The organism is Klebsiella sp. CSG-1, from assembly GCF_056521145.1.
The window spans coordinates 660,620-674,896 of the sequence record NZ_JBWNLD010000002.1 but is presented as its reverse complement, the minus strand read 5'-3'; the positions used below and the strand labels follow the sequence as shown (position 1 = coordinate 674,896).

Annotated in this window: 14 protein-coding genes and 1 pseudogene; 7 read left to right on the top strand and 8 right to left on the bottom strand. The window is 54.0% G+C overall.

Translation table 11 applies throughout. The features are described from left to right. Nucleotides 1-5: 5 nt before the first annotated feature. The 5 genes from AC007G_RS07785 to exaC form a co-directional block, all read right to left on the bottom strand. Nucleotides 6-1,112: a fimbrial protein gene (locus AC007G_RS07785; protein ID WP_142631018.1), complete on the bottom strand. Its 1,107-nt coding sequence runs from the start codon at nucleotides 1,110-1,112 to the stop codon at nucleotides 6-8. Between the two features lie 17 nt (nucleotides 1,113-1,129). Beyond that, entirely contained in the window at nucleotides 1,130-3,625 is a 2,496-nt protein-coding gene (locus AC007G_RS07780) for a fimbria/pilus outer membrane usher protein (protein ID WP_136894159.1), read from the bottom strand. Between the two features lie 77 nt (nucleotides 3,626-3,702). Then, the gene (locus AC007G_RS07775; RefSeq protein ID WP_032691043.1) at nucleotides 3,703-4,368 is read right to left on the bottom strand and encodes a fimbrial biogenesis chaperone; all 666 of its coding nucleotides are present in this window, start codon (nucleotides 4,366-4,368) and stop codon (nucleotides 3,703-3,705) included. An 89-nt stretch (nucleotides 4,369-4,457) separates the two neighbouring features. After that, nucleotides 4,458-5,054, bottom strand: a complete 597-nt coding sequence (locus AC007G_RS07770; protein ID WP_032691042.1) for a fimbrial protein — start codon at nucleotides 5,052-5,054, stop codon at nucleotides 4,458-4,460. Between the two features lie 757 nt (nucleotides 5,055-5,811). Next, nucleotides 5,812-7,332, bottom strand: a complete 1,521-nt coding sequence (gene exaC / locus AC007G_RS07765) for an acetaldehyde dehydrogenase ExaC (RefSeq protein ID WP_032691040.1) — start codon at nucleotides 7,330-7,332, stop codon at nucleotides 5,812-5,814. Nucleotides 7,333-7,582: 250 nt separating this feature from the next. Between exaC and AC007G_RS07760 the strand changes: the two genes are divergently transcribed. Further along, complete coding sequence (locus tag AC007G_RS07760) at nucleotides 7,583-9,379, top strand: sigma-54-dependent Fis family transcriptional regulator (RefSeq protein ID WP_479466578.1); 1,797 nt, start codon at nucleotides 7,583-7,585, stop codon at nucleotides 9,377-9,379. Nucleotides 9,380-9,386: 7 nt separating this feature from the next. Here the strand turns inward: AC007G_RS07760 and AC007G_RS07755 are convergent, their stop codons facing one another. Further along, a complete protein-coding gene (locus AC007G_RS07755; protein ID WP_032698969.1) occupies nucleotides 9,387-9,983 on the bottom strand; it encodes an undecaprenyl-diphosphatase in 597 nt (198 codons plus the stop codon). Nucleotides 9,984-10,185: 202 nt separating this feature from the next. Here AC007G_RS07755 and AC007G_RS07750 point away from each other — a divergent pair. The 4 genes and pseudogenes from AC007G_RS07750 to AC007G_RS07735 all read left to right on the top strand — a co-directional run. Beyond that, a pseudogene (locus AC007G_RS07750) lies at nucleotides 10,186-10,470 on the top strand (NAD(P)H-dependent oxidoreductase); the annotation flags it as partial. 78 nt (nucleotides 10,471-10,548) lie between these two features. Next, nucleotides 10,549-10,848 carry an ArsR/SmtB family transcription factor gene (locus AC007G_RS07745; RefSeq protein WP_064793901.1) on the top strand — a complete coding sequence of 100 codons (300 nt, stop codon included), beginning with the start codon at nucleotides 10,549-10,551 and terminating at the stop codon, nucleotides 10,846-10,848. Nucleotides 10,849-10,857: 9 nt separating this feature from the next. Next, nucleotides 10,858-11,379 (top strand): rhodanese family protein, encoded by a 522-nt coding sequence (locus AC007G_RS07740; RefSeq protein ID WP_032691035.1) that lies wholly within the window; start codon nucleotides 10,858-10,860, stop codon nucleotides 11,377-11,379. A 93-nt stretch (nucleotides 11,380-11,472) separates the two neighbouring features. After that, complete coding sequence (locus tag AC007G_RS07735; protein ID WP_015585895.1) at nucleotides 11,473-11,652, top strand: hypothetical protein; 180 nt, start codon at nucleotides 11,473-11,475, stop codon at nucleotides 11,650-11,652. Between the two features lie 84 nt (nucleotides 11,653-11,736). Here the strand turns inward: AC007G_RS07735 and stpA are convergent, their stop codons facing one another. Beyond that, nucleotides 11,737-12,138, bottom strand: a complete 402-nt coding sequence (gene stpA, locus AC007G_RS07730; RefSeq protein WP_032696790.1) for a DNA-binding protein StpA — start codon at nucleotides 12,136-12,138, stop codon at nucleotides 11,737-11,739. Between the two features lie 715 nt (nucleotides 12,139-12,853). On the opposite strand from stpA, the gene alaE reads away from it, so the two are divergent. Beyond that, nucleotides 12,854-13,303: an L-alanine exporter AlaE gene (alaE, locus tag AC007G_RS07725; protein WP_032691030.1), complete on the top strand. Its 450-nt coding sequence runs from the start codon at nucleotides 12,854-12,856 to the stop codon at nucleotides 13,301-13,303. Between the two features lie 86 nt (nucleotides 13,304-13,389). Here alaE and AC007G_RS07720 read toward each other — a convergent pair whose 3' ends face one another. After that, nucleotides 13,390-13,752 carry a DUF2002 family protein gene (locus AC007G_RS07720; RefSeq protein ID WP_032691029.1) on the bottom strand — a complete coding sequence of 121 codons (363 nt, stop codon included), beginning with the start codon at nucleotides 13,750-13,752 and terminating at the stop codon, nucleotides 13,390-13,392. Between the two features lie 150 nt (nucleotides 13,753-13,902). Between AC007G_RS07720 and AC007G_RS07715 the strand changes: the two genes are divergently transcribed. Continuing rightward, nucleotides 13,903-14,229 (top strand): DUF883 family protein, encoded by a 327-nt coding sequence (locus AC007G_RS07715; RefSeq protein WP_004866763.1) that lies wholly within the window; start codon nucleotides 13,903-13,905, stop codon nucleotides 14,227-14,229. Nucleotides 14,230-14,277 lie beyond the last annotated feature (48 nt).

Here is a 14,277-nt window from a genome sequence, read left to right as displayed (position 1 = left end):
GGCGCTTAGTTATATTCGAGCGCAAAGGTCGCCAGGCTATTCGCCCGTCCGGGGGTTACCGCATCTCCCGTCTGCACATACTGGGCGGTAAAATTGATACTCTCGGCAGCGGCGGCGCTGCTGGCGGTAACATGTTTCAGCACCGGTAGATTACTGGAGACATTCATTTTCACACCGGTTCCCGCGGGCGGCGCCGGGGCCGGATTGTTATCATAGCTCAGTTTTATCCCCACCCCGCTGGCAGCGCCGTCAACCTGGGCCAGCGCTAAGGAATCGCTGATGCTGGGGTCGGCGGTGACGCCAAAAAAACCAATCCGGATATCGGTCGGCGTGCTGCAATATACCGGAATGCTAAAGGTCTGCGCCGCGCCGGCGGTGCTGGTTTTGCCTTTGAACTCCGCTTTATTCACCGTGCCCAGATTGACGCCGATAGACGCGCGGGTCACCTGACAACTGCCGCTGGCGCCAATATCAACGTTGAGGGCAGCGAGATCGATACTGACCGGCGCGCTAGCCACGTGGGAGGCGTTGCTGGCGTCCTGTTTTTCAATATATAAATTTCCCACCTGCGGCTGCCCCGGGACGCTGGCGTGATTGCCGCTGACCAGCGCAACATCGCCGGTTTTATAAAAGATGATATATGCTTTCACCACCACCTCCCGCTGGGCCAGCAGCGTCGACTGCTGCGAACTCTCGCAAACCGTTACGGATTCACTTCCGGCAGGCGCATCGCTGCCGTCAATATAGTGAATCGGGCCGCCGCCGCACTGAAAACCCAACGAATAGCCCATGCCGCTAAGCGCGGAGGCATACACATGCTGGCCGTTAATCACCCGTGGCGCACCGGTGGTGGCGCGCTGTTGATACACGATGCGTTTCCAGCCCGCGGTCGGCAGCTGTAGATCGCAGACGAAGTGAATACCGCCGCCGTTATCGGCCATCGCGTTGGTCATCTGCGTATCGGCGCGTAGCGTCGGCAGATAGCGAATATTCGGCACGTTAATCGTCATCTGCCCGACGCTGCCGCCGCAGCTCTCGGCCCAACCGTGTTGGCTATACATCCCCGCGATCAGCAGGAACACAAACTGTAATAAGCGAAAGCCACGATGCATCGCTCTTTCTCCTCGGTTTACGAACACAGGCCAGCGACGGTTTTCACCGTGTTCTGCTGTTGTTGATCGGCAATGTGGAAATGTAGCGAGCATTGCCGCGCGATATTGTTTTGCAGCCAGCTCACCTCAAGCACGCCCTCCTGAGGGATGCCGCTGAGATACGCCTGTCCGCCATCGGCCACCATTCCCTGCGGCGCGACGCCCATATCGTCCTCCTGCTGACGCAGCTGTACGCTGGCGCCGAACGGGACCGCCCCGTCGCGATTACGCAGCGTAAACAACACCCGGTTGCCGATATGGGTCTGGTAATTCGCCAGTACCACCGCGCCGCCGCCAGGGATGACGGTTTGACCTTGTAGATCCACGTCGGTGTCATTGCTCATTGATTCGGTATCCAGCGTGATGGTGTTTTTGCGGTATACCGTTAAGGTCGGTACCACGGCATAGCCGCGCCCGTCGGTATGCACGTTAGTACCGTCCTCAATCGCCACATCCGCCGCGCCTGGAGCACGGACGATGGCGAAACTGTCGCCGACGGGTTGCCCCAGCGTGACGCCATGCGGGTGCGCCACTACGGAGCCCGAAGCTCCCCAGGTCAGCTGGTTGCTGGCGCTATCATGGCGATAACCCAGCTGGGCGCTGCCATATCCGCCGTGATAATCCAGCGCAGCGCTGCTGTTACTCCCCTGCCCGGCGTTAGCATGGCCCTGCTGCAGCGAGTAATCGAGATCGCCGCGTCCAGGCACCGCGCCGTACAGCGAAACCTGCTGCGATGAGTGGCCGTTATTATCGGAGGTGGTGCTGTAGCCGACCGAGCTCTCGTCCAGCCAGCCGCCCAGCGGGATGTTGAGGTTAAATGACCACGAGCGATCGGCTTTTTCCCGGTCGGAGGATTGGGTGTAGTAATAGCCTACCCCCCACGACACGCCTTTCCAGGCGCTATAGAACCCGAGATGTACCGTTTCATCATTGCTGTTGCTGTGCCAGTACGTTTGTGAATAAGCGGAAATCGCCAGGCTACTGACGGCGCCAAAGGACTGCGCGACAGAGATCTCTTCGCGTTGACGCTTGTTGTCCAGTCGCTCGCTCTGGCTTTCCAGGGCGTTAGCCTCGCTGAAGCCATAATAGCTGCCGGAGGAGTAGCGATAGCTGGCGAGGCTGAACGAGGTCCCCGTCGAGGCAAAATCCTTTTGATACTGGACGCGCAATGAATGTCCGGCGTAGTGTCGATCAGAGGGGGTCGCAGTATTGGCCCAGGTCACATCGCTCCCCAACGACCCCAGCTCGCCAAAACCACGGCCAATTCCCAACGCCCAGGCCTGATAATCCTGCGCCAGCTGAGTACCGCCATACAGAGTGAACTCCGCAGGCAAACCATAAAATAGCGTCCCCTGAACAAACTGCGGCGATCTGACCTGATGCTGACTCGAATGATAACGCCCTGCGCTGAGGCTAAATTTGCTTCGCCCTTCGCGGAGCATAAAAGGGACCGTGGAGTATGGTTGGGTAAAAGAGCGTACCGACCCATCGCTCTCTTTAACCTGGACCTCAAGATCGCCGCTCTGCGCCGTAGGGTAGAGATCGTTGATCGCAAACGCCCCCGGAGAGACAAAGGTTTCGTAGATAACATAGCCGTGTTGCGAAACCGTCACTTTGGCGTTGCTGTGCGCCATGCCGCGAATCACCGGGGCAAAACCGCGCTGGCTGTCAGGCAGCATTTCATCATCGGACATCAGCTGCACGCCGCGAAACTGCACGCTATCGAAGACCTCGCCGCTGGTGAAGGTGTCACCAATCCGCAGCAGGCTTTTGACCGATTTCACATCGCGCTGTAGCCAGGTGCTTTGCGAATGCCAGCGGTAATGCTGGTCATACTGCATGGATGAAATATTACGCAAACGCCACGGCCCCAGGTTGGCCCCGTTGCGTAAATTCAGGTAGCTGGAGCGGCTTTGCGTTTCAGACTGGCGAGTCTGTGAGCCGGTCAGATTGTAGTTCACAAATGCCGCCGGGATCCCATCATCCCAGCGCGCCGGATCGACGTAGCCACGGCTTTGCACATTCATCGCCGCCTGCGGAATACTTAAGTTCAGGCGCTGTGTAGCAAAATCGAAACGGCTGCTGGCATCCGGAATAAACTGTTCAATCCGGGTAAACGTTTCGCCCTCATGCAGCCGGGTCAAGGTGGAAAAAGCGCTAACGTTGACCCCATATTCCGCCAGCTTCGCAGAGGTCAACTCCGGCTGCAGGACCCCACGATCGTCGACGAATACGATCGGCCCCTCGGCAACCTGCTGGTTGTTAACCCAGATAGTCACCGGATAGGTTCCCGGCTGCTGTCCGCCCGATTTGGCAAAATAATGCAAATCCGCCATCTTTTGCTGTGGGTTAGCAAACTCTAAGGCCGCAGGATCGAAGTAATCGTCTGCCCACGCCGTAGCGCTCTGGCAGAGAAAAAACAGCAGCGTCGGAAGCGCCGCCGCGCCTAAGGCGCCCCGGATGGGGACAGCCATGACGGAATAGTCATGAAGGAAAACGGGGGCCTTTTTGTTCACAATATCCTGACCGACGAGGGAAAAAATAGAAACAATTACTGCTGCGTATAATCTGTGATGCCGCCAAAATCATTGATGGCGCGCCATTTCACCGTCCCCGAGCCGTTAACCGGCCACTCTTTACGGGTCAAAGGTCCGATCATTCCCGGTTCATCAATATCGTGCCCACCCACCGAGAGGGTAAAAAAGGAGACAAAGTATGGCGTCGGGTTCTGCGCCACCAGCCGGTTGCCAACAATCTTAAACGTTAACATCTGCCAGGCTTTCTCCGGATCGCCCGCCAGACCATGTGGCCGATAGAAAATTTTAAATTTAGATTTAATATTGACCTGTAATTTATTCGCATCGCCTTTTTGCGTCGGGGAGATACTTTTCACATTCAGCCAAAAGACGGATTCACGGTCATGAGGCAAGTCGGCGCCGATGAAATTAATTCGCAATACGTTTTCTTGCTCTGGGTCGAGGCGAAATAGCGGCGGCGTTACAATAAAAGGCACCTTGCTTTTATCATTTTCCGCATAGTTCTCTATCCATGACTGCACTAAATAAGGCGAATGGACATCGGCATTGGTGACAGAAATTGAGGCCTCGCGCTTCCCTTCCTGATAAATAACACGGGTCCCTCCCATGACAATACCGGCCTGTACCGTTGTGGATAACAGTAAAAAGGCAGCAGCCGCCGCCGCGATAATATGTTTCATAATTGCAACCATCAGCTAAGGTCTGAAATACAACTAAAGGAGAATGAGTTCTCAATAATAATGAGCAGGTGCTCCTGCTCATTTATTTCTTAGTTGTAAACCATATTGAAGTTTGCCGTGCCGTTTGCCGAACCGGCGGATACCGCACTGGTAGAGATATAATCAGCAAAGAACTCCAGATCCGCCGTCCCACTGTTGCTGCCGCTGGTCCCGGCGATCACCGCCTGATCCTTTGACTCTGTGCCGAGGTTAATTGGCGTTGCTTTATCATCTTCATACAGTTTAATCGCCACCCCCTGCGCCCCGCCATTTACCGCCAGCAGATTACTGTTATTGCTATCGCGGGTGCCATCAAACAATACCGACACTTTAGTCACGGTGGCAGGGCAATCTTTCACTTTAATATGGAAAGCGGTTTTGGTGGTTTCAGAACCGGCGCCCGTAAAGTAGCTGCTCGCCCATTTCCCCAGATCGACAATCTGGTTGGCGCTGGTGCTATCGATATTACAGGAAGTATCGGTAATCGAACCGGAGAATTCGATCTGGCCACCGGTGCTTTGCGTACCGGCGCTGGCGCCCGGATTGACGGTTAATGTAGAATGGGCAGGTTGTGAAGGCATTGCTACGACAACGCCGGATACCAGAATACCGACTACAGTTGCCATAATACGAAGTTGGGTTTTCATTATTTATCTCATCTCAAACATATATTTATGACAGATTAATCACAGGGTCATAATGAGCCTGAAGCAATCTGCTGACGCTCCTCCTTGTTAATGATATTGGCGTTCCATCCGCAGGATATTAAACGCATAGCAGGAAATTCCGTCTGATTGCTTACGCGCATCGGCGACAAGGCTTCATCAGGCGGGAATTTATTCGCGGCATTTAATATTAAAACAAATACTATTCTTAGAATAAATCAAACGCAATGATTTATTTTGTTAATGAAATAATGTTTTACTTTACATGTCGAGTGGATTGCACAAATATTAAGAAAGTTATTAATTATAAAAACAAAGAAAAGCAACCCATCAATAACAACCTTCAACAAAACAACATGCCATTTGACAAAATTAACAAAAAAACATCATTTCATGCCGGATTATCCGCTGTGCTGGCGTCCACGGACTCAGCAAAAAACTAAGAATTTTCCTAATAAGTTTTATTTTCTTTTTGTCACCCCCGAAATAATAATAACACTAACCAATGAAGGATATCATGTTTCCGGCAAAATGATTTTCAAATGAAAGTTATTATTGAATAAATTTCATGTTCGTCGAAATAACAACTGTCCGGGTGCCTGAGGTTTCCTCTTTTTTTTTATTAAAAAAGTAAAGTTCAAAAATCAACCAATCGTCAATCAGCGATAAAAAAACCGCAACCTCAGCATAAGGTCGCGGTTTTTGTCAGACCGATAAAGTCAGATAATGAGACGCCCGGTTAAAACAGGCCGAGCGGCGCAGTTCCGTAACTTACCAGCAGGTTTTTCGTCTGTTGATAGGCATCAAGGGCCATTTTATGGGTTTCGCGGCCAACGCCCGACTGTTTATAGCCGCCAAACGCGGCATGGGCCGGGTAGACGTGATAACAGTTGGTCCAGACGCGACCGGCTTTAATCCCACGCCCCATTCGGTACGCCAGATTGCTGTCGCGGGTCCAGACGCCGGCGCCGAGCCCAAACTGAGTCTGGTTGGCTATTTCCAGTGCTTCTGCCTCATCTTTAAAGGTGGTGACGCCGATGACCGGGCCAAAAATCTCTTCCTGGAAGCTGCGCATATCATTGCGCCCCTTAATCAGGGTTGGCTGAATGTAGTAACCATTATCCAGTTCAGCCGCGATACTGGCGCGCTCTCCGCCGGTCAGGATCTGCCCCCCCTCTTCGCGGGCAATCTTAATATACGACAGGATCTTATCGAACTGCTGGCGTGACGCCTGCGCCCCGATCATGGTGTCGGTGTCAAAGGGATCGCCGCGCCGAATCTGGGCCACTTTCGCCATCACCCGCGCCATAAACGGCTCGTAGATCGATTCATGGATCAGAGCACGCGATGGACAGGTACACACTTCGCCCTGGTTGAAGAAGCCCAGCACCAGCCCCTCTACCGCCTTCTCGATAAACTCTTCTTCTCCGTCCATCACATCGGCAAAATAGATATTTGGCGACTTGCCGCCCAGCTCAACGGTTGCGGGAATAATATTCTCCGCCGCACAGGCCAGAATATGCCGTCCGACGGGCGTTGAGCCGGTAAAGGCGATTTTGGCAATACGTTTGCTGGTTGCCAGCGCTTCACCGGCCTCTTTACCGAAGCCCTGCACCACGTTGAGGACGCCTGCCGGGAAGAGGTCGCCAATAATTTCCAGCAGCAGCGTGATACTCAGCGGCGTCTGCTCTGCCGGCTTGAGCACCACGCAGTTCCCCGCCGCCAGCGCCGGCGCCAGCTTCCACGCCGCCATCAACAGCGGAAAGTTCCACGGAATAATTTGCCCGACCACGCCCAGCGGTTCATGGAAGTGATAGGCCACGGTGGTTTCATCAATTTCCGCCGTGCTTCCCTCCTGGGCGCGCAGACAGCCGGCAAAATAGCGGAAGTGATCGACCGCCAACGGCAGATCGGCATTCAGCGTTTCGCGCACCGGTTTACCATTGTCCCAGCTTTCAGCAATCGCCAGATATTCCAGGTTCTCCTGAATCCGGTCGGCGACCTGGAGCAGCAGGTTGGAACGATGCTGTACCGATGTTTTCCCCCACGCTTCCGCGGCACGGTGCGCGGCATCAAGAGCAAAGTCGATATCTTTGGCATCGGAGCGGGGAAATTGTGCAATGTCACTCCCGTCCACGGGGGAGGTATTCATAAAGTATTCGCCGCCGAGTGGTTCGACAAATTGACCGTCAATATAGTTACCGTAGGCGGACTTGAATGAAACTAAGGCGCCCGGGGTGCCAGGATGTGCATAACGCATTGCAATCTCCTTCTGTAGGGTTGAGGCGCAGCGGGGTATTGGTTTTTTGCTGTTGCCTGCTGCACAGAAGCTTATGCAGAGGTTATGCCAGATTTATTGACGGAATAAATATACAAATAATTCAATATCTTAATACGTAATCCTGTATCGCATGGGAACGTAATTTTGCTTATGTGTCGCAAATCGCAACACATGAGAAACCATAAAGCTACAATATTGCAACATTAGCTATCCGACCACGAGGTGCTCCGTGCAAGGCAATTCGTTTACCCTCGATCCCGAGGTAAAAACCAGCCCGTTGCTCAGCGATTCCTGGTTTCGTAGCCAGCAGTACGGCCTGGATCCCGCGACGGATGATTTCCCGCGCCTGGGTTCCGGCGAACTGGCGGATGCGCTGGCCAGCCATGCCCGGTTACAGCAGTTGACCCAGCCGGTGGTGAACACCCTGTCGCGTAAAGTGAGCGATCTCCAGTCGGTAGTGATCCTCTCTGACGCCAGCGGTCTGGTGCTGCAAACCTTCGGCAACCTGCACGCGATGCAGAAAGCGCAAAGCTTCGCGCTGGCTCCGGGAAATCTGTGGAGCGAGAGCGGGCGCGGTACCAACGCCATTGGTACCGCGCTGGCCATTGACGACAGCTGCGAAATCGACGGCCGCCAGCACTTCCTCACCCGCAATCAGGATCTCTATTGCGCCGCGATGCCGGTTCAGAGTCCGGATGGAAAAATTGCCGGGGTGCTGGATATTTCCGGCCCGGCCCACTTCCCCCACCCCCACACGCTGGCGTGGGTAAAAGAGGCCGCGAAGCAGATTGAATATCTGTGGGTAAAACAGAGTCTCCATCCGCAGCAGTGGCTGATGAGCCTGTACCCTCAACCCCACAAACTCGACAGCGTTGAAGAGCTGCTGCTGGTCTTTTCCGATAACGTGCTGACCGCCGGAAACCGCCTGGCGATGCGCGATCTGGGTCTGGATCCCGGACAACTCGGCCATATCACCTTTCAGCAGCTGTTTCCTCAGCTGACGCAAACGGCGGTAAATGTTCCGCTGCCGCTAACTCTGCAGCGACAAACCTATTACTACCGTTTGCGCGCGCCGACCCGCACCCACGTTGCGGTACCAGCGCCGGCCCCGGCGCCGACGCTGCCGGCCATTGAGCTGCCTTTCGCCAGTCAGCGTGAAGGAGAGAAGATGGTGCGTCTGCTGAATGCCGGCATTGCCCTGTGTATTGAGGGCGAAACAGGATGTGGCAAAGAGTTTGTCAGCCGCACGCTTCATCAGCACAGCCGCTGGCGTGACGGTAAATTCGTGGCGATCAACTGCGCGGCGATACCCGAATCGCTGATTGAATCGGAGCTGTTTGGCTATCAGCCTGGCGCCTTTACCGGCGCCAGTAAGAATGGCTATATCGGTAAAATTCGCGAGGCGGACGGCGGCGTGCTATTCCTCGATGAGATTGGCGATATGCCGATGCTGCTTCAAACCCGGCTGCTGCGGGTGCTACAGGAAAAAGAGGTTACGCCGCTCGGCGCCAGCCAGAGCGCCCCGGTCAGCTTTGCGCTTATTTGCGCCACCCACCGTAACCTGATGCAACATGTTGCCGACGGGACGTTTCGCGAGGACCTGCTCTATCGCCTGCGCGAATTCGCCCTCACTATTCCACCGCTGCGGGAGTGGCCCCAACTGCCGACGTTTCTTCAGCAGCTATGGCACACCCTCGGTGCCGAAGCGCGACACGTCCAGCTCTCGCCTGCGCTCCTGACACACCTCTCCACCCTTCCCTGGCCAGGCAACGTGCGCCAGCTACAAAGCCTGATGAAGGTGCTGTTGGCGCTGGCCGACGAAGGAGAACAACTGGAAGTGGAGGATTTACCGGCAGAGTACCAGTCGGCCCCGGCTCCGGCCCCGTCGCGCGGGTTGCAGCAGCACGATGCGCAGCTGATTGCCGACACGCTATCGACGTATAATGGTAATGTCAGTAAAGCGGCGCAGGCTCTGGGCGTCGCGCGCAGCACGCTCTACCGACGCGCCGCGCGGACAAGAAACTAAACGTGAGCTACGGCGTAAAACGGGCCGGCAGCCAGGAAAACATGCGCTGGCTGATGGCTTCGCAAATCCGCACCATTGCCGGCCCAAAGGCCTGCCAGACCCCTTTACTCACCCAGACGGCAACCACCGCTACCGCCGCTGCGCCCACCATATCCAGCGGGAAATGGACCCCGAGGAAAATGCGTGACCACGCCACCGGCAGCGATGCGAGCAGGACAAACAGCCCCAGGCTGCGTAGACGCAGAGAAAGCAACGCAAACGCCGCACTGAACATCACCAGACCGTGATCGCTCGGGAAGCCGTTATCCGCCGGATGACTGATCCAGGTATGGCCCAGCGGCATCATAAACGGCCGGGGGTGGAACCACAGCGAGCCGCACAGATAGCCCAACGCAAGCGCCATCAGAATACTCAGCGTGCAAAACAGCGCCTGCCGGTGCCCCTGGCGACCGCCTAAAAACCACAGACCGAGCAGAATAGCCGGAACGATAAAGATCATTCCGCTTGCGCAGAAGCGGGCCAACGCCAGAAGGGTATCCGACGTCCCCGGCTGAGCATTCAGCGCCAGAAAAGCGCTTTGGTTAACCGTTTCGAGTACGTTCATTGCAAGGGTCCATGCCAGTCATATTACTGTCATTATCGCAACTCTCTCTTAAGTTACGCTTAACCCCGCGGCGAAGAGGTGACTCGTTTTATTGCTGGCCTCCGGTCTGGCGGATCGCCTGCGGCAATCCGGCGAGCAGGTAGCCGATGGTCTGGTGTCCGGCCAGTTCAGGGAGAGTCGCGGGTGCCGGATGCGCCTGTAGTTTGATCTGGTCGCCAGGGCCCGCGAAACCTTCCGCTACACCGAGAGCTGGCCTCAGGGGTTGGTCGAGGGTGTACGCGCGGTGGTGATCAGCTTCCGCGGCGGCATACATTGCGGGCAGGATAGCGATGCCGTCACCCCCTATCTCCGTTCGGTACTGGGTCTGATGGGCATTAGCGAAGTGGCATTTATCTATGCCGAAGGTCTGGGTATCCAGCCTCACGGCCGCGATGCCGGCATTGCCCAGGCCAGAGAACAGCTTATCCGGCTGACACAAGCGGCCTGACCGCGACGGCATTTTCTGCGCTGGCGACGCGGCGTTTTTTATTTTAGACTTATCTAAATTTAGAAAAGACTAAAATAAATGAATACACCAGAACAGCTGCAGTCCAGCGCCGGAGAAGCCGCCGCCCTGTTAAAAGCCATGAGCAATCCGAACCGGCTGATGATTCTGTGCATGCTGTGCGAGACGCCGCGCGCCAGCGCCGGCGAACTGGCACGGGTCACCGGCATGAGCCCTTCGGCCACCTCTCAGCATCTGGCGCGCATGCGCGATGAAGGCCTGATCGGCAGTGAGCGCGAGGCGCAACGTATCCACTACTTCATAATCCACCCTGCGGTTCAGCAAATCATTACCACGCTGAAGACCATTTATTGCCCATAAGGAGCCGTCATGACTATCGTCACTCTTTCTCCTGAAGAGGCCCGGGCGCAAATCGCGCAAGGGGCCAGATTAATCGATATTCGCGATGCCGATGAATACGCTCGCGAGCACATCCCCGATGCCGAGCTGGTGCCGCTGGCGGCCCTGAATAACGGCGCAACGCTGCACACCGCCGCGGACGAAACGGTCATTTTTCATTGTCAGGCGGGATCGCGTACACAAAATAATGCCATTCGTCTGCTGGCTGCGGCGGCTCCGGCCCAGGTGAAACTGCTGGCTGGCGGCATTCAGGCCTGGAAAGCAGCGGGATTGCCCGTCAAAGAGGATAAAACCCAGCCGCTGCCGTTAATGCGCCAGGTGCAAATCGCCGCGGGCGTACTCATTCTGTTGGGCGTGGCGCTGGGCTATAGCGTCAGTAGCGGCTTTTTCCTGCTCAGCGCTTTTGTCGGCGCCGGCTTAACCTTCGCCGGTATCACCGGTTTTTGCGGGATGGCGCGCCTGTTGGCCGTCATGCCCTGGAACCGACGCTGACGCCTGCGCCATCAGGCCTGTTGTATGCGGATATCCAGCTACGCTAAAGTGAAGGCGAACAGCGGCATTTATCCATGCCAGAGGAGATAAACGATGTATTCAGTAGGTGATCTGGTTCAGCCTCGTATGGGCGGACCAAAACTCAAGATTGTGGCCGTCGGTGAAGATCATATTGTCGCCGTGCAGGCCAGTAATGAACAGGGTGAGAAATATACGCTGAAGCCCGCAGACGTCACACCTTATAAAGAAGAAGGTGATTTTGGCGTTTGCTAATACACACGGTGGGATTCCCCACCGTTATTTTTTCGCTATCCGACAACAGCCTTAACTCCTGCCGAATATCATTTTCGCTAACGCTTAAATCAGAAAACTTTCCAGCGTCGCACCGGCCGCAATCGCACGGGCGATCGGCTTCGGCATACGCCCCTGGCCGGTCCAGGTTTTTTGGGCTCCGGAAAAATCGGTAAACCGATATTTTGCCGGACGCGGCTGGCGTTTTTTCGCCTCCTTCGACGGGCCTGCATTCTGCGTGACCAGCTCATCAGGCGTTATGCCGTCGGCAATCATCAGTTCCAGCCAGGTATTAATTTTTTCCTGGTATTCTGCCTGCTGTTGCAGGGCAGACTGCTGCTCTGACCGTTTTTCTTCAGTGACGACCCTGAGTTTTTCCAGCATTTCTTCAAGTACGTCAATGGAGAATTCACGCGACATTGCCCGCAGTGAACGGATATTATTCAACTTCTGTAACATTAAAGACATAAATTATTAAACGTTCCTAAATTGCATATAAGACAATAGCACCGGGTACTTTAATATATGAAGCCATTTATTACCACCTTTAATGATGTTTGATAAATATATTCAGACCACAATCTTAAATTTTTATTTAAAATAACCACAGCGGCTATCCAGTCAATACCCGGAATTAATTCAGCGATAATTTGAATAGGGTAAAAAAGCCACAAAAATATCATCAGTCCGTATATTACCTGCATGGTCAGCAGGTTAGCGGGATATGTCCGATGGATAGAGGATGTCACAACGACCCGCAAGTGAATGAACATGCATGAAAAACGAATACGCACCAACGACATAAAACAGAATCTAATGCTATTTAAAGCGCCTTTGTGGCATAAATTATTCTAAAAGTGACGGAAATCACACTGAAACCTGACTTCAGGCGGTAGTCGGCACAATCGTGGCTTGGTGCGATCCTCATGCCCGCCCGCAAAAAAAACATAAGACATTAATAAATAAACAAAAAATAAAGCATCAGGACAAAAGTAGCGCAGAGAAGACAAAACTACCTTTCGCAGAGTATTTTATCGACAAAAAGCCATTAAATAAAAATTTACAGCTAGTTGTCTCTTTCGATGCAGAGAGATAATCTACGCACATCAAAACAGGCAACCCAAAACGCTGTAGAAGAGCGCATTTTGTGGCGTATCAGACTTCATTTTCGAGGAGCACACCGATGTTCTCTGCGCAGTCCCGCTTGCGTCATGCGGTAGCAGACACCTTTGCGATGGTGGTTTACTGCACCGTTGTGAACATGTTGATCGAAATTTTTCTCTCCGGAATGACCTTTGAGCAGTCGTTATCTTCACGCCTGGTGGCGATTCCGGTGAACATTATTATTGCCGTGCCGTACGGATTTTACCGCGACCGCGCCATGCGCCTGGCACGTCACCTCAGCCCTTCCGCCTGGATGAAGAGTATTGCCGATGTTGTGGCTTATGTGACATTTCAGTCGCCGGTGTATGTTGCTATTTTATTTTCCGTCGGTGCCGACTGGCATCAAATTGCCGCGGCGGTGAGTTCAAATATTGCGGTATCAATGATGATGGGGGCGGTTTACGGCTACTTCCTCGATTACTGCCGCCGACTGTTCCGCGTCAGCGCTTACCAGCAGGCTAAAGCCTGAGTTTCAACACAACCTGCGACTGACCGCTGTCAGTCGCCTGCTCGTCTGTTTCCCCGCTTCACATCCCGGCACAAGTCATCATACGGTTAGTTATGCGACAGGCTCGGCTGCGCTTCGCCATATAATCCCTGCAAAAAACGCTCAAGCGCCATGCGCGAACTGAAGCCGTGTGGAATACCATAATGCTGCTGCGCATCTCCGGCCAAATACAGCGGAAACTGTTCATAATGATCGCAGGTTTTGATATCCGAGGCGGGTTCCGCCAGCGAATTACTGCGCTCTTTTAGCGCCGGATGAATAATTAAAGCGGTCCGCCCCATGCGCGCTTCGCGGTTCACATAAACATAATTATCGCCACGGCGATAGCCGTACGCTTTTTGCGTCACAACATCCATGGTGAAGCCGGCTTTTTCAAGAACACGCGCCACCTCATCGGGTCTTAAATACATACTCATTCCTCTTTATCTTTTACCGCACATTTACCTTACCTTATTCATCTTTGATAGTGCTTTCGGAAAATTCCAGAAATGGCACTGCAAAAGCATAATTCAAAATCTTGTTCTACACTTAATGACTCAATGGAATTAAGGGAGAAATCGATGGCTAACCGTCTGAACCGCAACAATGTCGATGAAAGCGCTGAAGATATTCATAACGATGTCAGCCAATTAGCGGATACGCTGGAAGAAGTGCTGAAATCATGGGGCAGCGATGCGAAAGATGAGGCTGATGCCGCACGGAAAAAAGCCCAGGCGCTGCTGAAAGAGACGCGTGCCCGTCTGAACGGGAACAACCGTGTGCAGCAGGCCGCTCGCGATGCCGCAGGCTGTGCCGATAGCTATGTGCGGGATAAACCGTGGCAGAGCGTCGGGGCCGCTGCCGCAGTTGGACTATTTATTGGCGTATTATTGAATTTACGTCGATAATATAAACGATAAATGAAGATAACAAATACGCGTCTGCCCCTGTGTGCC

Excerpts from the sequence above, each read along its gene's own strand:
- AC007G_RS07780 (WP_136894159.1), bottom strand. The coding sequence starts at position 3,625 with ATGGCTGTCCCCATCCGGGGCGCCTTAGGCGCGGCGGCGCTTCCGACG.
- AC007G_RS07735 (WP_015585895.1), top strand. The coding sequence starts at position 11,473 with ATGTATTCAGTAGGTGATCTGGTTCAGCCTCGTATGGGCGGACCAAAA.
- AC007G_RS07770 (WP_032691042.1), bottom strand. The coding sequence starts at position 5,054 with ATGAAAACCCAACTTCGTATTATGGCAACTGTAGTCGGTATTCTGGTA.
- AC007G_RS07755 (WP_032698969.1), bottom strand. The coding sequence starts at position 9,983 with ATGAACGTACTCGAAACGGTTAACCAAAGCGCTTTTCTGGCGCTGAAT.
- AC007G_RS07785 (WP_142631018.1), bottom strand. The coding sequence starts at position 1,112 with ATGCATCGTGGCTTTCGCTTATTACAGTTTGTGTTCCTGCTGATCGCG.
- AC007G_RS07715 (WP_004866763.1), top strand. The coding sequence starts at position 13,903 with ATGGCTAACCGTCTGAACCGCAACAATGTCGATGAAAGCGCTGAAGAT.
- AC007G_RS07775 (WP_032691043.1), bottom strand. The coding sequence starts at position 4,368 with ATGAAACATATTATCGCGGCGGCGGCTGCTGCCTTTTTACTGTTATCC.
- alaE (WP_032691030.1), top strand. The coding sequence starts at position 12,854 with ATGTTCTCTGCGCAGTCCCGCTTGCGTCATGCGGTAGCAGACACCTTT.
- exaC (WP_032691040.1), bottom strand. The coding sequence starts at position 7,332 with ATGCGTTATGCACATCCTGGCACCCCGGGCGCCTTAGTTTCATTCAAG.
- AC007G_RS07740 (WP_032691035.1), top strand. The coding sequence starts at position 10,858 with ATGACTATCGTCACTCTTTCTCCTGAAGAGGCCCGGGCGCAAATCGCG.
- AC007G_RS07720 (WP_032691029.1), bottom strand. The coding sequence starts at position 13,752 with ATGTATTTAAGACCCGATGAGGTGGCGCGTGTTCTTGAAAAAGCCGGC.
- AC007G_RS07745 (WP_064793901.1), top strand. The coding sequence starts at position 10,549 with ATGAATACACCAGAACAGCTGCAGTCCAGCGCCGGAGAAGCCGCCGCC.
- stpA (WP_032696790.1), bottom strand. The coding sequence starts at position 12,138 with ATGTCTTTAATGTTACAGAAGTTGAATAATATCCGTTCACTGCGGGCA.